Annotated in this window: 13 protein-coding genes; 7 read left to right on the forward strand and 6 right to left on the reverse strand. The window is 43.0% G+C overall.

Features of this window, described 5'->3' with window-relative positions; all coding sequences use genetic code 11:
- The 4 genes from KP803_RS17485 to nspC form a co-directional block, all read left to right on the forward strand.
- Nucleotides 1-2367 (forward strand): hypothetical protein (locus KP803_RS17485; protein ID WP_248010157.1); only part of this gene is annotated, 2367 nt, incomplete at its 5' end.
- A 485-nt stretch (nucleotides 2368-2852) separates the two neighbouring features.
- A complete protein-coding gene (locus KP803_RS17490; RefSeq protein ID WP_248010158.1) occupies nucleotides 2853-5741 on the forward strand; it encodes a pyridoxal phosphate-dependent class III aminotransferase in 2889 nt (962 codons plus the stop codon).
- 93 nt (nucleotides 5742-5834) lie between these two features.
- The gene (locus KP803_RS17495) at nucleotides 5835-7079 is read left to right on the forward strand and encodes a carboxynorspermidine synthase (protein ID WP_248010159.1); all 1245 of its coding nucleotides are present in this window, start codon (nucleotides 5835-5837) and stop codon (nucleotides 7077-7079) included.
- Nucleotides 7080-7161: 82 nt separating this feature from the next.
- A complete protein-coding gene (gene nspC, locus KP803_RS17500; protein ID WP_248010160.1) occupies nucleotides 7162-8310 on the forward strand; it encodes a carboxynorspermidine decarboxylase in 1149 nt (382 codons plus the stop codon).
- A gap of 151 nt (nucleotides 8311-8461) precedes the next feature.
- On the opposite strand, the gene KP803_RS17505 is transcribed toward nspC, so the two are convergent.
- Together KP803_RS17505 and KP803_RS17510 are read right to left on the reverse strand one after the other, a co-directional pair.
- Nucleotides 8462-8974 carry a glycine cleavage system transcriptional repressor gene (locus tag KP803_RS17505; protein ID WP_248010161.1) on the reverse strand — a complete coding sequence of 171 codons (513 nt, stop codon included), beginning with the start codon at nucleotides 8972-8974 and terminating at the stop codon, nucleotides 8462-8464.
- A gap of 181 nt (nucleotides 8975-9155) precedes the next feature.
- Nucleotides 9156-10070, reverse strand: coding sequence for a DUF3943 domain-containing protein (locus tag KP803_RS17510; RefSeq protein ID WP_248010162.1), 915 nt, complete (start codon nucleotides 10068-10070; stop codon nucleotides 9156-9158).
- A 193-nt stretch (nucleotides 10071-10263) separates the two neighbouring features.
- Here KP803_RS17510 and KP803_RS17515 point away from each other — a divergent pair, with 193 nt between their 5' ends.
- Together KP803_RS17515 and KP803_RS17520 are read left to right on the forward strand one after the other, a co-directional pair.
- Nucleotides 10264-11499 carry a CinA family nicotinamide mononucleotide deamidase-related protein gene (locus KP803_RS17515; protein WP_248010163.1) on the forward strand — a complete coding sequence of 412 codons (1236 nt, stop codon included), beginning with the start codon at nucleotides 10264-10266 and terminating at the stop codon, nucleotides 11497-11499.
- A gap of 253 nt (nucleotides 11500-11752) precedes the next feature.
- Complete coding sequence (locus KP803_RS17520) at nucleotides 11753-12007, forward strand: hypothetical protein (protein ID WP_248010164.1); 255 nt, start codon at nucleotides 11753-11755, stop codon at nucleotides 12005-12007.
- 33 nt (nucleotides 12008-12040) lie between these two features.
- Here KP803_RS17520 and yfaE read toward each other — a convergent pair whose 3' ends face one another.
- From yfaE to ubiG, 4 genes are all read right to left on the reverse strand, one after another.
- Nucleotides 12041-12319 (reverse strand): class I ribonucleotide reductase maintenance protein YfaE, encoded by a 279-nt coding sequence (gene yfaE, locus KP803_RS17525; RefSeq protein WP_248010165.1) that lies wholly within the window; start codon nucleotides 12317-12319, stop codon nucleotides 12041-12043.
- Nucleotides 12319-13452: a class Ia ribonucleoside-diphosphate reductase subunit beta gene (gene nrdB / locus KP803_RS17530; RefSeq protein ID WP_248010166.1), complete on the reverse strand. Its 1134-nt coding sequence runs from the start codon at nucleotides 13450-13452 to the stop codon at nucleotides 12319-12321. The genes yfaE and nrdB overlap by 1 nt, the downstream gene beginning before the upstream one ends.
- A 95-nt stretch (nucleotides 13453-13547) precedes the next feature.
- The gene (gene nrdA / locus KP803_RS17535) at nucleotides 13548-15830 is read right to left on the reverse strand and encodes a class 1a ribonucleoside-diphosphate reductase subunit alpha (protein ID WP_248010167.1); all 2283 of its coding nucleotides are present in this window, start codon (nucleotides 15828-15830) and stop codon (nucleotides 13548-13550) included.
- A gap of 474 nt (nucleotides 15831-16304) precedes the next feature.
- Nucleotides 16305-17012, reverse strand: coding sequence for a bifunctional 2-polyprenyl-6-hydroxyphenol methylase/3-demethylubiquinol 3-O-methyltransferase UbiG (gene ubiG, locus KP803_RS17540; protein WP_248010168.1), 708 nt, complete (start codon nucleotides 17010-17012; stop codon nucleotides 16305-16307).
- A gap of 283 nt (nucleotides 17013-17295) precedes the next feature.
- Between ubiG and gyrA the strand changes: the two genes are divergently transcribed.
- Nucleotides 17296-19956 carry a DNA topoisomerase (ATP-hydrolyzing) subunit A gene (gene gyrA / locus KP803_RS17545; RefSeq protein WP_248010169.1) on the forward strand — a complete coding sequence of 887 codons (2661 nt, stop codon included), beginning with the start codon at nucleotides 17296-17298 and terminating at the stop codon, nucleotides 19954-19956.
- The last annotated feature ends 391 nt before the right edge of the window (nucleotides 19957-20347 follow it).

Genomic DNA, 20347 nt, shown 5'->3' on the forward strand with positions numbered 1-20347 from the left:
ACTAACGGGGGCAATCTCGTCATACCGGGTGATGCCACAGAAATCAGTGTCAGTCTTGGCACGTTGAACGATGAGATTTTTGAAGGGGTAGAGAGCTTTGGCCTTGATGTAAATGTCTATGGTGAGATAGGTGACGAAGGTGAAGTGCTCGACCTAAATGGTGCGGGTAATACGACGATTGTTGATGATCTGGATGGTGAAGATAACGCCGATACACCGGTACTGACGGTAGGTAATGCGGAAACTATTGAGGGTGATAATGAATCCCCGGCTACGTTCTTAGTTGGGTTAGATAAAGAAGTGGATGGCGATTTGACTTATACCTTTAACCTGAATGTCGAGGGTTATGGTGAAGGGGACGATGAAGTCAGTTACAGCGCCGAAATGGCGGACTTCTTAGCCAGCGGTAAGCTCACAGTGACGTACACCGTGGGAGATGGGGATCCTATCTCAACACCGGTGGTCAACGGAGGCACGTTAGTGATACCGGGGAATGCCACGGACATTTCAGTCAGTGTGGATACCTTTGATGACGACATCTTTGAAGGAACGGAAAGCTTTGGTTTGGATGTACATGTTGACGGAGACATTGGGGATGTGCCAGATGTACTTTCCCTTGATGGTCACGGCAGTGCGACCATTATTGATGAGAATGCACCGGACTATGATGACAAGCCAGCGCTAACTGTCGCTGATTCAGCGGATGTAGTTGAAGGAGATAACTCAGTCTTTGCTGTCACACTCAGTAATGAAGTGGATGGGGAACTCGAGTATACATTTACTCTAAACTTTGACGGTAGTGCTGAACTATCAGATATGGCCGATAGTGGTGCACTAACTGTTATTTATACTGACAGCAATAATGTTGAACACACGATGGATATTGCAAACGGAGGAAGTCTGTCTATCCCTGGGGATGTTCTAAGCCTTTCAGTCAGTGTTGGAACTCATTACGATGGTATCTTCGAAGGAGATGAGACCTTCGCTCTTGACGTTAATGTATCAGGTAATATAGGTGACGTCCCGGATGTACTCAATCTAGATGCCAGTGGTAATGGCACTATCATCAACAAAAACGCGATTCCTGAAGCGGAAGACTTTGAGGCTTACCTACGAGATCCAGATTCACCAATTCCAATTGTTTTTGATTCCGATGATCCTGAGTTTGATCATATTTGGGATTTCGACGAAACCATACCAGGAAATACTGAAACAGTTATGGTCATGATTACCTCTTTGCCAACCACTGGTACTTTGTATTACACCGATGAAGAAGGAGAGCGAAGAGCCCTAACTGAACTAGACCTTTACACTGAAGGCGGCGGTGGAACCATTCTTGACCCTAGCAAAGTCGAATACGAGCAAGATGAAGGCGATACTTTTGAAATTGGTGGAATGCCTGATGATCTTGAACTTGTCGATGGCTTCTATAATTGGGGGGTAGCAGTTGGTGAGTCAGGAACGGAACGACAAGTCAATTTAGCGAATGGTACAGCGATATTTATTTCGTTGATTTCCAATAATAAGAATGGTGTGTTTAAACAGTACGATCAACCAGATAACCATAAAGGCTTTGGTTTAGCTGAGAACCATGGGCAGGGGATGAATCCTGGTGAACAGATAGTTATTGATTTATCTGAGAATCCGTTGGAGAGCGTTACCTTTGGTATTGATGGTATGGGGCAAAACTTTAGTAATGGTTCTTCAATTGTCGTCACTTATACCCTTCAAGACGGTACGCAAGAGACTGTGGTATACAATAAAGATTCTGACCTTGGTGTTAAAGATTTTTATGAACAATTTACTTACTCTTCCGAAGACAACCCTGTTACTGAAATGGTGATGGAAGGTACAGGTGGTAACTGGGTATTAAGAGATCTATCTGGTGAGGAAGCAATAACCTCAGATGATAGCTTTGACTACCTAGCTATCGACTCGGGCGGTGTCGTTAGTGAAGAAGCCACAGTAACGATTCCTCCATATGTTGAACATGCAGCTAGCTTAGAGGATGAACTGCTGTCAGGTACTGAAGATACCGATGCCTTTAAGTGGAGTGATGCGACGATTAATAATGGAGAAGATACCATTGAGAATTTCACGCTTTATGAAGACCTTATCGATTTAACCGGGGTTCTTGATGATGATTCTAGCGTGAGTATTCATGACCTCATGGATATTGTTGAAGCGGAAGTTGTTAATGATGATGTAGTGCTCACTATCGATGCGGAGAACTCCGAGGGCGATGAAGTGACTCAAACTATCGTTATCGATGATGGAGCGACGATTCTAGAGGATTATGTCCCTATTAATAGCGATCTAGATCAGATGGAACTCTTGTCACAAATACTCAAGACAGACGCTGCTTAGCAGCCATCAAAAAGCTGGCCACTGTGCCAGCTTTTTATTTATAAAATCATTAGTAAAAACAGTTGCCATACTCTTTGAAATTATGATACTTTTCCGCGCAATCTCGGAGCCTAATTTTGAAGCGGCACTGGGGGATACGCGCAACGAACATTCAGGCTGATTGTATCGTTGCGTAGGGTAGGTATCAGCAAGCCATTTGCTGATAGACGGGATAACTTTGTTGCCAATGCAACAGACGAGAGAGAAACCCAACAGTGAACACTTTTAACTTATACAGTCTAATCAGCGTCGTACTTCCTAAATGCACTGTGCTTCACGTCAGTAGCATCACCGAACCCTGAATTCCAGCACTCCAAATTAACCATTTCTAATGGTCACTATCTAAATCCCGAACGTATGGATGTTTTCGGAAGGTATTGCTTTGCCTCTTGTTTTATCAACTGGTGTTGAAAAGAGCGCAAATCCTCTATTTTTAGGGAATTACAATGAGCTCAGCTTTTGAAGTCGATAACACGCTTATCGCAACCACTTTTTCTACCAAAGTACCTCACGTAGAAGGTCTTTATGATCTTACGCCAGACCAAATTTTGCTTGATCAAGCAGAGCATGAGTCTGAAGTTCGCTCGTACCCAAGACGCTTGCCTATCGCAATCAAACAAGCGCACGGTGCGTTAGTTGAAGACACGCGTGGACAGTTATTTTTGGACTGTCTTGCCGGTGCAGGTACTCTGTCTTTGGGTTATAACAACCCAGAAATTAATCAAGCACTAAAAGAGCAGCTTGATCTTGGTTTGCCATACCAAACACTTGATATGACGACGAGTGCAAAAGACTTGTTTACGAAACGAGTGAAGGCATTTTTACCAAAAGAGTTTTCTCATAATTCTGCTATTCAATTTTGTGGCCCGTCTGGCGCAGATGCCGTAGAAGCGGCGATTAAGTTAGCCAAGCAGACAACAGGTCGCAATACTATGTTTGCTTTCCGTGGGGCTTACCACGGTATGACCAATGGCACCATGGGTATGATGGGTAACCTAAGTACCAAAGAACGCCGTACAGGCTTAATGTCAGATGTTCACTTCATGCCGTTTCCATATAGCCTACGTTGCCCGTTTGGTTTAGGTGGTGATGAAGGCGCGAAGGCGAGTATTCGCTATATGGAACGCCTACTTAATGATGACGAAGCGGGCATCATGAAGCCTGCAGCCATTATCGTTGAGCCAGTGCAAGGTGAAGGCGGTGTTATCCCGGCTCCTGCTTTTTGGCTTCGCGAGCTTCGCCGTATTTGTGATGAACACGAGATTTTACTTATCCTTGATGAGATTCAATGTGGTGTCGGTAAAACAGGTTATCGTTTTGCCTTTGAAGAAGCCGGCATTTCTCCAGATATTCTATGTTTGTCTAAAGCGATTGGCGGCGGTTTACCAATGTCGATCCTTGTATTCAATAAAGAGATTGATACATGGAAAGCAGGCGAGCACACGGGTACGTTCCGTGGTAACCAACTTGCGATGGTTTCAGGTGCGAAAGCGTTAGAAATTATTGAACGCGACAACCTAGTTGAACATGCAAACATAGCTGGCCAATACCTTCGCATGGGTCTTGAGAGCATTCAACAGCGTGTAAATTGTGTCGCTGAGGTTCGTGGCAAAGGCCTAATGCTCGGGATGGAAATTCAAAAAGCAGACGGTTCAACCAACAAGTTTGGTGAACCAGAAGCTGATGGCGAATTAACGTTAGCGATTCAACGTGCGGCGCTTGAGCGTGGCTTAATGGTAGAAAAAGGCGGCCGAGAAGGTTCAGTTATTCGCTTCCTGCCACCAATGATTATTTCATTTGAGCAAATTGACTTCGCACTTCGCGTGATGGAAGACGCGATTATTGCTGCAGGTGGCGGCCGACGTGAAGCCGTTGAAGACAACCAAAAGTGGAAACAGCACTTCATTCATGCGGGTAAAAATGGCTCGGATGAATTTGCTTCTGTGATGAACCACGCTACTGACGCGTTAAAGCAAATTTTTGAACAGGTTGAACAGCCATACACTGGTATCGATCCGAAGCTTTTGGAAGCGCAAATCAACTCAGTCTGCCTAGATTCAGCGAACGCTAGCTTGAAAGAGGTGATCGATAGTACGAGTGATCTTGTAGTGAAGAACTCTATCTTCACACAGCATCCGAACTGTATCGCTCATCTTCATACCCCACCAATGATGCCAGCTATTGCTGCTGAAGCAATGATTGCTGCGTTGAACCAATCAATGGACTCTTGGGACCAAGCGTCTTCTGCTACCTATGTAGAGCAGCGCGTTGTGGATTGGTTATGTGGTAAATACGAGCTGGGCAATCAAGCGGATGGTGTTATCACCAGTGGTGGTACTCAAAGTAACCAAATGGGTTTACTGCTTGCTCGAGATTGGATTGCTGACAAATTGTCACAGCACTCTATTCAAAAGTTAGGCTTACCTGAGTACGCACATAAACTGCGTATTATCTGCTCTGAGAAATCACACTTTACGGTGCAAAAATCAGCTTCGTGGATGGGCCTAGGTGAACAATCAGTTGTGACTGTACCTGCACACGTTAACGGCACAATGGATACTGACGCTTTAGAATCAACGATTATTGATTTAAAAGAGCAAGGATTGATACCATTTGCTCTGGTTGGAACCGCAGGTACAACCGACCATGGTGCGATTGATGATTTAACGGTTTTAGCCGACTTAGCGGAACAAAACGAATTATGGCTTCACGTTGATGGTGCTTACGGTGGCGCGTTGATTTTAAGTAGCCATAAAGATCGTATAGCGGGTATTGAACGTGCCGATTCTATCAGTGTTGATTTCCATAAGTTGTTCTATCAAACAATCAGCTGTGGTGCGTTGCTACTTAAAGATAAGTCCCAGTTTAAGTTCTTACTTCACCATGCGGATTACTTAAACCGTGAACATGATGAACTGCCAAACTTAGTCGACAAGCAAATTGCTACAACGAAACGCTTCGACGCATTGAAAGTGTTCATGACCATGCAAAATGTCGGTCCACAAGCGCTGGGTGATATGTATGACCACATCATTGACCAGACCCTTGAAGTGGCTGAGTTGATCCGTTCACATGATGGATTTGAGCTGCTCGCTGAACCATCGCTCTCGACGGTTTTATTCCGCTCGATTCGTACTTGTGAAGGTTCTGCAGACAAGCTGAATCAGAAGGTTCGAATTGAAGCTTTAGTTCGTGGTATCGCAGTTCTGGGTGAGACGGTTGTTAAAGGGCAATCGGCACTGAAGTTTACGATTTTAAATCCGTGCCTCACATTGGCAGATTTTGAATCACTAATTAGTGATATCAACCAGCTAGTTTCTGAGCTTGCGGATTAATATTTAGAATATATGAATCACTTAAGAGGCTCGTTCAATGAGTAGAGAGCCTCTTTAAAGTAATTAAATTGAAAGAATAAGGTAAAGATAACAATGGCAATTCTACAAATTGGTGCAGGTGGTGTTGGGTGGGTTGTTGCGCATAAAGCAGCTCAAAATAATGAAGTTCTTGGTGACATTACTATCGCATCTCGCACCCTAAGTAAGTGTGAAAAAATCATTGAGTCAATTAAGGGAAAAAATAACCTTAAAGACACGTCTAAAAAACTAGAAGCGCGTGAAGTAAACGCCGATGACGTTGACTCTTTGGTTGCGTTAATCAAAGAAGTGAAGCCAGATCTTGTTATTAATGCGGGTCCTCCATGGGTAAACATGGGCATTATGGAAGCGTGTTACCAAGCAAAAGTTAACTACCTAGATACGTCTGTTGCTGTAGATCTATGTTCAGAAGGCCAGCAAGTACCACAAGCTTACGATTGGCAGTGGGCTTACCGTGAGAAGTTTCAAGAAGCAGGTATCACAGGTATTTTGGGCGCAGGTTTTGATCCAGGTGTTGTTTCAGTTTTCGCAGCGTATGCGGTTAAGCATCTGTTTGACGAAATCGATACGATTGATGTCATGGACGTTAACGCTGGCGATCACGGTAAGAAGTTTGCGACAAACTTTGACCCAGAAACGAACATGCTTGAGATCCAAGGTGACTCATTCTACTGGGAAAACGAAGAGTGGAAACAAGTACCGTGTCATGCACGTATGCTTGAGTTTGACTTCCCGAACTGTGGAACGCATAAAGTGTATTCAATGGCGCACGATGAAGTACGCTCAATGAAGGAGTTTATCCCTGCTAAGCGTATCGAATTCTGGATGGGCTTTGGTGATGCTTACCTAAACTACTTCAACTGTATGCGCGATATTGGTCTGTTAAGCCCAGATCCACTAACGCTGCATGACGGTACTGTGGTTCAGCCGCTACACGTACTTAAAGCTCTGCTGCCAGACCCAACTTCTTTAGCGCCGGGTTATACAGGTTTAACGTGTATCGGTACTTGGGTTCAAGGTAAGAAAGATGGCAAAGAGCGTAGTGTCTTCATCTACAATAACGCGGACCATGAAGTTGCTTACAAAGACGTTGAACACCAAGCGATCTCTTATACAACGGGCGTTCCTGCTATTACGGCGGCACTGCAGTTCTTCCGTGGAAAATGGGCAGATAAAGGCGTGTTTAATATGGAACAACTGGACCCAGATCCGTTCCTAGAGACAATGCCGGAAATTGGTCTAGATTGGCATGTACAGGAGCTTACTCCTGGGCAGCCAGTAATCCATAAACTGAAGTAACTCTACGAGCCATCAATAGAGTGATTTAGATGAAAGCCGATGCACTAGCGTCGGCTTTGTTCAATTTATAAGTGATTGAAAAATGAATACTAAAGATTTCAAAGTAGGTGATTTAAAAACACCGTACTTTATGATTAATGAAGATAAGTTGATTGCCAATCTTGAGAAAGCCAAGCAACTGAAAGAGATCTCAGGCGTGAAGCTTGTTCTTGCCTTGAAGTGTTTTTCAACTTGGGGTGTGTTTGACATCATCAAACCATATTTGGATGGCACGACAAGCTCTGGCCCGTATGAAGTGAAGCTTGGCCATGAAACCTTTGGTGGTGAAACTCACGCTTACAGCGTTGGTTACAGCGAAGATGACGTCCGTGAAGTTGCGGACATCTGCGATAAGTTGATTTTTAACTCTCAAACACAGCTAGCGGCGCATCGCCACATTGTTGAAGGTAAAGCATCTATTGGATTGCGTTTGAACCCAGGCGTGAGCTATGCAGGACAAGATCTTGCAAACCCTGCGCGTCAATTCTCTCGCTTAGGTGTACAAGCGGATCACATCAAACCTGAAATCTTTAACGAGATTAATGGCGTGATGTTCCACATGAACTGTGAGAACAAAGACGTTGATGCATTTATCGGATTGCTTGATTCAATCTCAGAACAGTTTGGCGAGTACCTAGATAAGTTGGACTGGGTGAGCATGGGCGGTGGCGTATTTTTCACATGGCCAGGCTACGATATCGAGAAATTAGGTTTAGCTTTGAAAGCTTTTGCTGAAAAGCACGGCGTTCAAATGTACTTAGAGCCGGGTGAAGCGATCATTACGAAAACAACGGATCTTGTTGTTACTGTCGTTGATATTGTTGAGAACGTGAAGAAAACGGCCATCGTTGACTCTGCAACGGAAGCACACCGTCTTGATACGTTAATCTACGATGAGCCTGCTTCTGTTTTAGAAGCGACAGAAGACGGTGAGCATGATTACGTGATTGGTTCCTGTTCTTGTTTGGCGGGCGATCAGTTTTGTGAAGCGAGTTTTGATGCACCATTAGAGATCGGTCAAAAGCTTCATTTATTGGATAGTGCTGGTTATACGATGGTTAAGCTGAATTGGTTTAACGGTTTAAAGATGCCTTCCATCTATTGTGAGCGAAGCAGTGGCGATATTCAAAAACTGAATGAGTTCAATTATTCAGACTTTAAGCGCTCACTTTCACAATGGAGTGTGAACTAGTTTTATCAATCAGTATAAATAAACCAATTGATAAATATGAGAAAGAGCAGCGTTTGCTGCTCTTTTTAATGGGTGCTAAATGCAAACGTTATTTATAGAACTAAAGCGACACTTCGGTTGAAATTAAGCGTTTGAAGCTAATCCGTTGAAATTAAACTTCTAGGATTACTCGGGTATCTTCGCTGAGGGATTCAAGTTCATTTGCTACGTCTTCAATTTGCATTTCACTTGGTAAGCGAACCGCCATATTCGCGGTAAATAGACTAGAGCTGACACCTCCCCCTCCCGCGACAAAGACGCGCTGACAGTCCATATCTAAAATGCTGATTCCTTGTCCATCAAGAACGTGAGTGATTTCATTGACGATTCCCGCTCTATCATTGGAATCTAATCGAAGCTGAAAAATCGTTTCTTCTCGGTGAGGAAGTGCATCTGAGTCGACTATCTGTACCAGCAGTTCATCGTGTGACTGAAAAGCGTTTCTTACTAGGTCTGCATTCTTTTCTGGTAGCTGCACCTTAATCACCGCAGCGACTTGATCTTCAATAAAGTTAACTTTACTGATTAACCATTTCCCGCCGTTTTCATGAGTAACAGAAGCAAGCTCTTTAATGGTTGCAGGCGTGGCTTTGCCGACAAAATTCACGATAAAGGTAGTGTTCATGAGGGTACTCCTACGCCAAGTGACTAAAATAATTGATAGTTTCAGTGTAGAAGTAAATATTAGGAAAGACTTGATGGAGGTCAATGTTTGAAAATAAAGAATTTACCAGCTTGCTAGAACGGGGCTTCGGACACAAAAAAAGCACCTATGAACAGGTGCTTTTTGAATGGGAGGCTAGACGCTAGAAGCCGATCTTAAATTCTACGCCGTAGAACTGACGGTCATAAGAGGCACCAGCGTCCATTGCGAACGCAGCAGCATTCGAGTTTCCGAACCAAGGCGTGCTACTGTATTGGAATTCAGCACTGCCACCCCAAGCATTGGTTACCCAACCATGGATATGACCAACAGGGTTTAGGAAAAATAGAGTGAAACTGCCCATTCTTTCAGAGCCCCAAACTTCACCACCGTTATTATGAACAATGTCTTGCTCTGCTTCGAACATCATTTCACCGACGACAGCACCAAAGAATGGCGTGATGAAAATATCCTGCCATGAAGGCACTTCCGCAAAGGCTTCAACACCCATTTCCCAGAAGAAAGTCGACATAGTAGCGGAATATAGGAATGATTCGAATTCATTGAAGCCGGCGTGTCTTGCCGTTGTATAGTAAACACCACCAAAGTACGGGTGCATGACATAGTTAAGGAAATGTTCATCGCGATCCCATACAGGGCCGGCACTGATATTGTCTTTCCACTTTTGACCTAATTTACTCATGTCACGAGCGTCTTCATCCCACTTAGTGATGGATTCAGGAAGTAGTGTCATCAAACCAACCGTCGCAACGCTTAAGCCCAAGATTGTATAGGTCTGACCCATTAGGTAATCCCAGTCCTTTTCGTCTTGCATCACGAGATATTTTGGAAGTCCAGGATCTTCAACCTTAAGTTCAGGCTCATTAAGCGAGAGCATGAAACTTTCTTGAGTATATAGCGAGCTAGATTGGTATGAAGGAGTATCATCTTGAAAACAATAACTCTGTTTACAATCGACCGTGTAGGAAAACTCGATATGTTGGTTGACGTTAAAGTTGTTGGCGTTAGCGCAAGCGGAAAACGATAACATCATGGCAGCAATGTTTTTCTTAAGCACGGTGGCTCCATTATTCTAGTTTTTTAAGATCCTAGTCACAATTATCATATAAAGGGCGGTCAATAGAAACCACAAAATGAACTATTTTAATTACTTATAAGAATTATTTGGCCGAAGTACCAGTATTCGTTACATAGTTTTAAGAAAAGTATGTGATGATAAGGGAACGAGTTATGGGGGTTAGGAAAAATCAATGACAAAAATTGCAATGCTTAGCACAGGAGAAGAAGTCCTTTATGGGGACATTGTTGATACCAATGCCGCTTGGTTATCAAGAACCTTCTTTGAAAGTGGATTCTCTTTAACGAAGCGCTCTACGGTGGGCGATAGCCTTGTAGCGTTAAAAGAAGAAATTTTAATGCTCAGCTTTAATTGTGATGTTGTTATCGTAAATGGTGGTTTAGGGCCAACAAGTGACGACCTGTCCGCTGAAGCTGCCGCCGCATCGGCCAATGAAGAGTTAGTTTTGTTCCCAGAATGGCTTGATAGGTTGACCGCTTTCTTTAACGCTCGTGGTGTGACAATGCCTGAAAGCAATGTTAAGCAGGCTATGCTACCTAGTAATGCCTCTATAGTCGATAACCCAATTGGGACCGCTTGCGGTTTTCAAATGCTTATAAACGATTGCCTGTTCTACTTTACGCCAGGTGTACCAAAAGAGTTTGAGCTGATGGTTGAAACTCAAATTTTACCCGATTTACAACAGAGATACCCAGACAGCAAAAGCATGAGCTGCAGCCGTTTATACACATTAGGTACCTCAGAGTCAGTACTGTCAGACAAGCTTGATAAGATTCAGCTTCCCGAAGAGTATATGATTGGTTATCGATCATACCTTCCTTTTATTGAAGTGAAGTTGTTTGCTCCGAAAGGGGATCTCGATACTCGAGTTCGTGTGCTTCAGATGATTTACAAGCTGATTGAGTCGAATGTTGTTAGCGTCGATGAGAATATGCTGGCTCACTTGGGTCACTTAATTGCTGAGAAGAAACAATCGGTCTCTATTTCTGAGCAGTCGACACAAGGTTGGCTGTCTAACTGGCTGCACTCAAACTCAGACGCGAATCCATATTGCGGTCACTCTTGGGTGATGAGCAGCTTATTGGATGTTTCAAGCCAAGAGAAGAACCCTTTGGCTGCGGCCTTTGCACTCGCGGGGGCAACAAGAGAAAAATGTGCGACAGATATTTCTTTAGTGACTGGTAAACTAGAAGATGAGCAATTTTCTATTGCTTTGTCGACATCGAAAGGAGAGTGGGGGCAAACTCTTCAATTCAATCGACACTATTCAAAGGAAGAGCAAAAAGAGCTGATTGCAACGATTACCGCCGACATGCTTCGACGCTATTTATCCAGCAAGCCAATGTTCGTACAGTACAGTTCAGTCACTAGCCTCAAGGATATGTTCATCCCTTCAACTCTCATCTAATCAACAAGTTAAAGGCTACTTATATCAAAAGTAGCCTTTGTCAAATCTCTACAGAGCGCCGTGCAGTAATAAAGTGATGAATCTAAACCTTATTACCTAGTCCAGTTCATTTTTATTTCTTATAAGTAAATCGTCTAAATGTAAGTCGATGATTTAAAGGGTCGACATAAAACGTCCCACTTTTGAGGCTACATTTGTTCAAATTTACTTGTACACTAACACCTCATCCAAGCATTCTATCAAGGAGGTTAGTATGTTTTCTCAATCGAAAATTTTAGTGTGGTATCAAGTGGCCAGCCAAAAAGTTGTTTTAGGAGAGGCGCTTAGCAGTGAAAACTGTGACGTGGTTTCAGACTGGCGCCGCGCACCAAGTGATGAAGATTGCAAAGCTGCACAAGGGTATCGCTTATCTTTGTTTGATGATGATGGTCGTGAGATTGCAGATAAGCCAGTATCTATGTTTACTGCCGATGCTTTTCTAGATGGAATAAAAAAGGCCAGCTTATAGCTGACCTCCCGCGTAACTTATAATGTTCAAACTCTACGCTCGTTTTTCTTTAAGTCGGTAACGAACATTAGATAATTCAACATTGCTTTTGGCTTTACAGATACAAGGTAGAATTTCATTCTTATCTGTATAGGCCATAGCAAAACCAACAAACTCTACTTCACCCGATTCCAATGTACAGCGACAAGCACCACAGTGCCCATCTCGACAATTATACTCAGGCTCTAGCCCTGCTAACTCTAGCGACTCTAATAGCGTGTTCGACGCGTTAGATTCGATGGTAGTGAGCTTGTTGATTTTTAGTTGAGCCATTACAGTTCGAAATCCTCAAAGTCGTCGGCATTGACTTCATTATCTATTTGACCCACCAAGTAAGAGCTGATTTCTGCTTCTTGTGGTGCCACTTGAACATTATCAGATGATAACCAAGCGTTAATCCAAGGGATTGGGTTAGACGTTGCTTCTGGGTAAGCGACACCAAGGCCAACCGCCTGCATGCGAACGTTTGTGATGTATTCAACGTACTGGCAAAGAATGTCTTTGTTCAGGCCAATCATCGAGCCATCTTTGAATAGGTACTCTGCCCACTCTTTTTCTTGCTCTGCCGCATCTTTGAACAGATCGAAACACTCTTGTTTACACTCTTCAGCAATCTGCATGAAGGAGAAGTCATCTTGACCGTTACGTAGAATGTTCAGCATGTGCTGAGTACCCGTAAGGTGCAACGCTTCATCACGAGCAATCAGTTTGATGATTTTTGCGTTACCTTCCATAAGCTCACGCTCTGCAAAGGCAAATGAACAAGCAAAGCTAACATAGAATCGAATCGCTTCAAGAGCGTTTACAGACATCAAACAAAGGTAAAGTTTCTTTTTAAGGTCATGAAGAGTAACAGTAATCGTTTCTCCATTTACCTCATGAGTGCCTTCACCTAAGCGATGGTAATCACTGGTTAGTTGGATGAGTTCATCATAATAACGAGCGATATCTTTAGCTCGGCTAAGAATGTGTTCATTCTCAACAATATCATCAAACACGACACTTGGGTCGTTAACGATATTTCGAATAATATGCGTGTAAGATCGTGAGTGAATCGTCTCTGAGAATGACCAAGTTTCAATCCAAGTTTCTACTTCAGGAAGAGATACAAGAGGAAGTAGGGCAACGTTAGGGCTGCGACCTTGAATAGAATCGAGTAGAGTTTGGTACTTTAGGTTTGAGATGAAAATGTGTTTTTCATGCTCAGGTAACTTGTTGTAATCGATTCGATCACTAGATACGTCTACTTCTTCTGGTCGCCAGAAGAATGAAAGTTGCTTTTCAATGAGTTTTTCAAAAATCTCAAATTTTTGTTGGTCGTAACGTGCAACGTTAACGGATTGACCAAGAAACATTGGTTCTTTTAATTGGTCATTTTTAGTTTGAGAAAAAGTACTGTAAGCCATAAATGCCTCAATTCCTTTTAAAACCCTTCTTCTAAGAGAAGGGCATTAAATCATAGTGTTGTTGTCGATTGCGTAATGTTCTAGATAGGTAGCGATTAAATCTTACAACCGCCGCCTGCACAATCTTCTTCTTCAACAGTAACTGAACCTGATTGCTCGTCCTTAGCACCGTCACGGGTGTTATGGTAATACAGTGTTTTAACACCATATTTGTACGCAGTTAGAAGGTCTTGTAGAAGCTTCTTCATTGGTACCTTACCGCTGTCATAAACACTTGGGTCGTAGTTAGTGTTTGCTGAAATAGCTTGATCAACGAACTTCTGCATAATACCAACCAGATGCAGGTAGCCATCATTTGAACCAATATTCCAAAGCAGTTCGTAGTTCTCTTTTAGGTTAATGAAATCAGGCACAACCTGCTTCAAAATACCATCTTTAGATGCTTTTACTGACACGTAACCACGTGGAGGCTCAATACCGTTAGTCGCATTAGAGATCTGAGAAGACGTCTCAGAAGGCATTAATGCCGTTAATGTCGAGTTACGAAGGCCATGCTCCATAATTTCAGTACGCAGCTCATCCCAATCGTAATGAAGCGGTTCTTCACAAACAAGGTCGAGATCTTTCTTGTAAGTATCGATAGGAAGCAAACCTTTCGCGTAGTTGGTCTCATGGAAAGAAGGACAACGGCCTTGTTCTTTCGCGAGTTCAACAGAGGCTTTCAGTAGGTGGTACTGAATCGCTTCAAAAGTACGGTGAGTGAGGACATTTGCACTGCCATCAGAGTACTTAACACCATTCTTCGCTAGATAGTATGCGTAGTTGATTACACCCACACCTAAAGTACGACGGTTCATTGTCGACTTGTATGCTGCTGGAAGCGGGTAGTCTTGGTAATCAAGTAGTGCATCGAGAGCTCGAACCACTAGATCAGAAAGTTCAGCTAAGTCGTCTAATTCGTTGATTGCGCCAAGGTTGAATGCTGAAAGTGTACATAGTGCGATTTCGCCTTCGTCATCTTCTACGTTAGAAAGTGGCTTAGTAGGTAGCGCGATTTCTAGACATAGGTTCGATTGACGAACAGGCGCAACCTCAGAATCAAACGGGCTATGTGTATTACAGTGGTCAACGTTCTGAATGTAGATACGACCAGTAGAAGCACGCTCTTGCATTAGCAGAGAGAATAGCTCAACCGCTTTTACAGTTTCACGCTTCACTGAAGGGTCGTTTTCGTACTTAACGTATAGCTTTTCAAAACGGTCTTGGTTTTCAAAGAACGCATCATATAGGCCAGGTACGTCAGATGGTGAGAACAGACTGATGTAACCACCTTGCACAAGGCGAGAGTACATTAGCTTGTTCAGCTGCACGCCGTAATCCATGTGACGAACACGGTTCTCTTCAACACCGCGGTTGTTTTTCAGAACTAATAGAGACTGAACTTCACCGTGCCAGAGTGGGTAGAATACGGTTGCTGCACCACCACGAACACCACCTTGAGAACAACATTTTACCGCTGTTTGGAAGTATTTGTAGAAAGGGATGCAGCCAGTGTGGAACGCTTCACCATTGCGGATCTCAGAACCAAGCGCACGGATGCGACCTGCGTTGATACCAATACCAGCACGTTGAGATACGTAACGAACAATTGAGCTTGCCGTTGCGTTGATTGAATCAAGGCTGTCACCACACTCGATCAGTACACAAGAACTGAATTGACGAGTAGGCGTACGTACACCAGACATGATTGGTGTCGGTAGAGAAATCTTGAATGTCGATGTCGCATCATAGAAACGTTTGATGTAACCAAGGCGCGTCTCTTTTGGGTAGTTTGCGAATAGGCAAGCAGAAACCAGAATATAAAGAAATTGAGCACTCTCGTAGATTTCACCAGATACGCGGTTTTGAACGAAGTATTTACCTTCAAGCTGTTTAACAGCCGCGTATGAGAAATCTAAATCACGTTTGTGATCAATATAGCTATTAAGCTCTTCAAATTCAGCTTGAGTATAATCTTCTAGTAGGTGCTTATCGTATTTACCTGTATCAACGAGGCGCGAGACATGATCATAAAGCTTAGGCGGCTCATATTGCCCGTAGGCTTTTTTACGTAGATGGAAAACCGCAAGACGGGCAGCCAAATACTGGTAATCAGGCGTCTCTTCTGAAATTAGATCAGCTGCCGATTTGATGATGGTTTCGTGGATATCAGAAGTAGTAATGCCTTCATAGAACTGAATGTGAGCTCTTAGTTCTACCTGTGAAACAGAGACATTATGTAGGCCTTCTGCAGCCCATGTGATCACGCGGTGTAGTTTCTCGAGATCGATACTTTCTTTACGTCCATCACGCTTAGTGACAGTGAGTTGTTGATTCATTCTGGATTCTTTCCCTAACAAAACTGATGAAAGCTATATTCTTTGCGAGTTTACTAAAAAATTGTATCGGCTTTGTGATCAAGCTCTCTCTACTCATTCTAGTTCAAAACACAACATATAGGGGTGCTTCGTCATTCGAGTTACAAGATAGTGCTATGTGATAGGATTATCAAGGTGGAGATCTTGGATGACTTGTGGATAACTGACAAAATTAAAAAAAACAGTGAGTGACTACTTACCGATGAAGAAAGATTGGAATTGACTGTAAAAAGTTACAGTTTTGTAATCGGTTTAAATGTAACCATAAACAAAAATATTTCTCTTGATCTTTTAATAAATTCTGGAGATTAAATTGAGTTGTATGAAATGGAATCTAACGCACAAAACACGCGCAATAAGCGATGAAAAAAGTGACACTGATACAATGTCACTTAGTTGAGTTGATTGGGTAAAGTTTTGACTAACTAGATTTGTTTACGCTTTATTTTGGGTATGAACGATGTAATTAACATCAACATTTGCCCCGAGTTTATAGTTATCTGTTAATGGGTTGTAATGAAGGCCAGTGATGCCTTGTTCAACCAGATCTGTCTGATCAACCATTTTTATTAACTCAGAAGGGCGAATGAACTTATCGTGATGATGAGTCCCTTCTGGCACGATTTTAAGTAGCTTTTCTGCACCGACAATAGCGAATAGGTAAGACTTAAAATTACGGTTCAGCGTCGAGAAAAATACGTGACCGTTAGGCTTTACTAGTTTGGCACATGATTGAATAACAGAAAGAGGGTCTGGTACGTGCTCTAGCATCTCCATACAGGTTACGACATCGTATTTTTGGGCATTATCTAGAGCATGCTCTTCAATGGTACTTTGTATGTAAGAGAGTGTAGTGCCTGTTTCTAATGCATGCAGGCGGGCGACTTCTAACGGTTCTTTACCCATATCAAGTCCGGTTACGGTTGCGCCTTCTTTCGCCATGCTCTCAGCCAGGATTCCCCCACCACAACCAACATCTAAGACGACTTTACCAAAAAGACCGTTTGCTTTTTCGAGAACATAGTTGAGACGAAGCGGGTTGATTTGGTGGAGTGGTTTAAATTCACCGTCCAAATCCCACCATCGTGAAGCCATGTCTTCAAATTTCTTGATTTCGTTTGGGTCTACATTTTGATTTGTCATCTGATATCCGTACTTGGTAATCCTATACACTGATTCCGCATTATAACCACATATAAAGAAGAGACTATAACTTCTCCTATTTTTGCCTATGAATGAGTGATTTTTGACCGATAATCAATCGGGTATAGTTTAACTGTGCAAATTATCGTCACTTGATTCACAACCAAGCTCACAACATGGTAAAAGGTAAGGGAAAGAGATGCCGAAGAGGCAAATAGTGTGTTATATTTTCCGACCTTGTACGTATAAATATACGATCAAAATATAGAGGGATAATGGCTCTATGAGCGATCTAGCTAAAGAGATCACGCCGGTAAACATAGAAGATGAGCTTCGAGGTTCATACCTTGACTACGCGATGTCAGTCATCGTGGGTCGTGCTCTTCCTGATGTGCGTGATGGCCTGAAACCAGTACACCGCCGCGTATTATTCGCGATGAATGTACTTGGTAATGATTGGAATAAATCATATAAAAAATCTGCCCGTGTGGTAGGTGACGTAATCGGTAAATATCACCCACACGGTGATAGCGCAGTATACGACACGATTGTTCGTATGGCTCAACCGTTCTCACTACGCTATATGCTAGTTGATGGCCAAGGTAACTTTGGTTCTATCGATGGCGATTCAGCGGCGGCGATGCGTTATACCGAAGTTCGTATGGCAAAAATTGCCCATGAACTATTGGCTGACCTTGATAAAGAGACAGTGGACTACGTACCTAACTATGATGGTACTGAGCAGATCCCTGCAGTTCTCCCAACCAAGATTCCTAACTTACTGGTTAATGGTGCTTCTGGTATCGCAGTAGGTATGGCAACCAACATTCCTCCGCATAACTTGACGGAAGTAATCGATGGCTGCCTAGCGTTCATTAATAATGAAGATATCACTATTGATGAACTGATGGACTACATTCCTGGTCCAGACTTCCCGACAGCAGCGTTAATCAGTGGCCGTAAGGGCATTGTAGATGCATATAAGACTGGTCGCGGCAAAGTCTACATGCGCTCTAAAGCGGACATTGAAACGGAGAAGAACGGTAAAGAAACAATTATCGTTACTGAAATCCCGTATCAAGTAAACAAAGCTCGTTTGATTGAGAAAATCGCTGAGCTTGTTAAGGATAAGAAAGTTGAAGGCATCAGTGCACTGCGTGACGAGTCAGACAAAGACGGGATGCGTATTGTTATTGAATGTAAGCGTGATGCTGTTGGTGAAGTTGTACTAAACAATCTTTACTCTCAGACTCAACTTCAAACGACATTTGGCGTCAACATGGTTGCGCTAAACAATGGTCAACCACAGCTATTCAACCTAAAAGATATGTTGAAGTGCTTTGTTGATCACCGTCGTGAAGTGGTGACTCGTCGTACTATTTTCGAACTAAGAAAAGCGCGCGACCGTGCACACATATTAGAAGCGCTTTCTCTTGCACTTGCGAACATTGACGAAATTATCGAACTCATCAAAAACGCACCAACACCGGCAGATGCGAAAGCTGGCCTTGTTGCTCGCGGTTGGGATTTAGGTAATGTTGCGTCGATGCTTGAGCGTGCTGGTACTGATGCAGCTCGCCCAGATTGGCTTGAAGATGAGTACGGTATCCGTGATGGTCAATATTTCCTAACGGAAACGCAAGCACAAGCGATTCTAGAACTTCGTCTTCACCGCCTAACTGGCCTTGAACACGAGAAGATTCTAGACGAATACAAAGCACTGCTAGAAGAAATTGCTGAGCTAATGCATATTCTTGCTAGTACAGAGCGCTTGATGGAAGTTATCCGTGAAGAGCTAGAGCTAGTAAGAGAAAACTTTGGTGATGCACGTCGTACAGAAATTACTGCGGCAATCCACGATATCGATATGGAAGAGCTTATTGCACGTGAAGACGTTGTAGTAACACTTTCTCATGAAGGTTACGTGAAGTACCAACTGCTAAGCGACTACGAAGCACAGCGCCGTGGTGGTAAAGGTAAGAGTGCAACTAAGATGAAAGAAGAGGATTACATCGAGCGTCTGCTTGTTGCGAATACTCATGACAACATCTTATGTTTCTCTACTCGTGGTAAGACATATCGCTTGAAGGTATATCAACTGCCTCTTGCAAGTCGTACTGCTCGTGGTAAGCCAATTGTTAACGTTCTTCCTCTTGAAGAGAATGAGCGTATTACTGCCATTCTACCTGTCTCTGAGTTCAGCCCTGAGAAGTACATCTTCATGGCTACGGGTGACGGTACGGTGAAGAAAACATCACTAGACCAATTCGCAAACGTACGTGCTAACGGCTTAATTGCAGTGAACCTTCGTGATGAAGACTCATTGATTGGTGTTGATATCACTAACGGCGACAGCGACATTATGCTGTTCTCTAAAGCGGGTAAAGTAGTTCGCTTTAGCGAAGACAAAGTTCGTGCTATGGGACGCACAGCAGCAGGTGTTCGCGGTATGAAACTTGGCGAAGACGATCAAGTTGTTTCATTGATTGTTCCATCTAACGAAGGCGAAATCTTAACAGTAACTGAAAACGGTTACGGTAAGCGTACTGAATTAGCGGAATACCCAACGAAAGGTCGTGCGACTCAGGGTGTGGTTTCAATCAAAGTCTCAGACCGTAATGGCCCAGTAGTTGGTGCTGTTCAAGTTGAAGAAGGCGATGAGATGATGATGATTACAGATGCTGGTACGCTTGTTCGTACTCGTGTATCTGAAGTCAGCCAAGTGGGTCGTAATACTCAAGGTGTTACTCTAATTCGCACTGCGGATGATGAGAATGTAGTGGGTCTTCAACGTATTGATGAAGTCGAAGAAGCTGAAATTTTGGATGATGAACAGTCTGAAGAAAGCTCGGAAGCGAATGCGACTTCAGTTGACAGCAACACTTCAGAAGAAAAATCATCTGATGATTCGAACCAATCTAATGCTGAGTCTGATGACAAATAATCGTTAGTCAGGTAACAATATTCTAAAGACCGAGCTTATGGCTCGGTTTTTTTTTAGCTGTCATTTGTATAGTCTCACTTCGAACCAATCAGTTTAAGCTCTCCTTAATCATGTGTCTGTTGCGCCATGTGATCATCGCTGCTGATAGGGAAGTAACCGTCTAGAATTACATAAGCAATTGTATTTTTTATCGTTAAATGTTTGAAATAAAGAAATTAATAGAGCTTTAACCTAAGATAGGCCTGTGTTTTGTAGTAAAATTACGTCAAATTATATGTGTTACAGTTTGTTATATTGAGTAAGCACACTTTAGATAAACGAAATGAATTATCACCACTAGAAACCATTAAAAAGATATTTTGGTGATTTTTACTGGTCGTAATTTAAACGG

Origin of the sequence: Vibrio amylolyticus, assembly GCF_023145695.1 — a bacterium.
GTDB classification, from domain to species: domain Bacteria; phylum Pseudomonadota; class Gammaproteobacteria; order Enterobacterales; family Vibrionaceae; genus Vibrio; species Vibrio amylolyticus.

What these genes read in the sequence shown, in the direction of transcription:
- KP803_RS17515 (WP_248010163.1), top strand. Translation starts at nt 10,264, where the DNA reads ATGACAAAAATTGCAATGCTTAGCACAGGAGAAGAAGTCCTTTATGGG.
- KP803_RS17520 (WP_248010164.1), top strand. Translation starts at nt 11,753, where the DNA reads ATGTTTTCTCAATCGAAAATTTTAGTGTGGTATCAAGTGGCCAGCCAA.
- KP803_RS17490 (WP_248010158.1), top strand. Translation starts at nt 2,853, where the DNA reads ATGAGCTCAGCTTTTGAAGTCGATAACACGCTTATCGCAACCACTTTT.
- ubiG (WP_248010168.1), bottom strand. Translation starts at nt 17,012, where the DNA reads ATGACAAATCAAAATGTAGACCCAAACGAAATCAAGAAATTTGAAGAC.
- nrdB (WP_248010166.1), bottom strand. Translation starts at nt 13,452, where the DNA reads ATGGCTTACAGTACTTTTTCTCAAACTAAAAATGACCAATTAAAAGAA.
- nspC (WP_248010160.1), top strand. Translation starts at nt 7,162, where the DNA reads ATGAATACTAAAGATTTCAAAGTAGGTGATTTAAAAACACCGTACTTT.
- yfaE (WP_248010165.1), bottom strand. Translation starts at nt 12,319, where the DNA reads ATGGCTCAACTAAAAATCAACAAGCTCACTACCATCGAATCTAACGCG.
- gyrA (WP_248010169.1), top strand. Translation starts at nt 17,296, where the DNA reads ATGAGCGATCTAGCTAAAGAGATCACGCCGGTAAACATAGAAGATGAG.
- KP803_RS17495 (WP_248010159.1), top strand. Translation starts at nt 5,835, where the DNA reads ATGGCAATTCTACAAATTGGTGCAGGTGGTGTTGGGTGGGTTGTTGCG.
- KP803_RS17505 (WP_248010161.1), bottom strand. Translation starts at nt 8,974, where the DNA reads ATGAACACTACCTTTATCGTGAATTTTGTCGGCAAAGCCACGCCTGCA.
- nrdA (WP_248010167.1), bottom strand. Translation starts at nt 15,830, where the DNA reads ATGAATCAACAACTCACTGTCACTAAGCGTGATGGACGTAAAGAAAGT.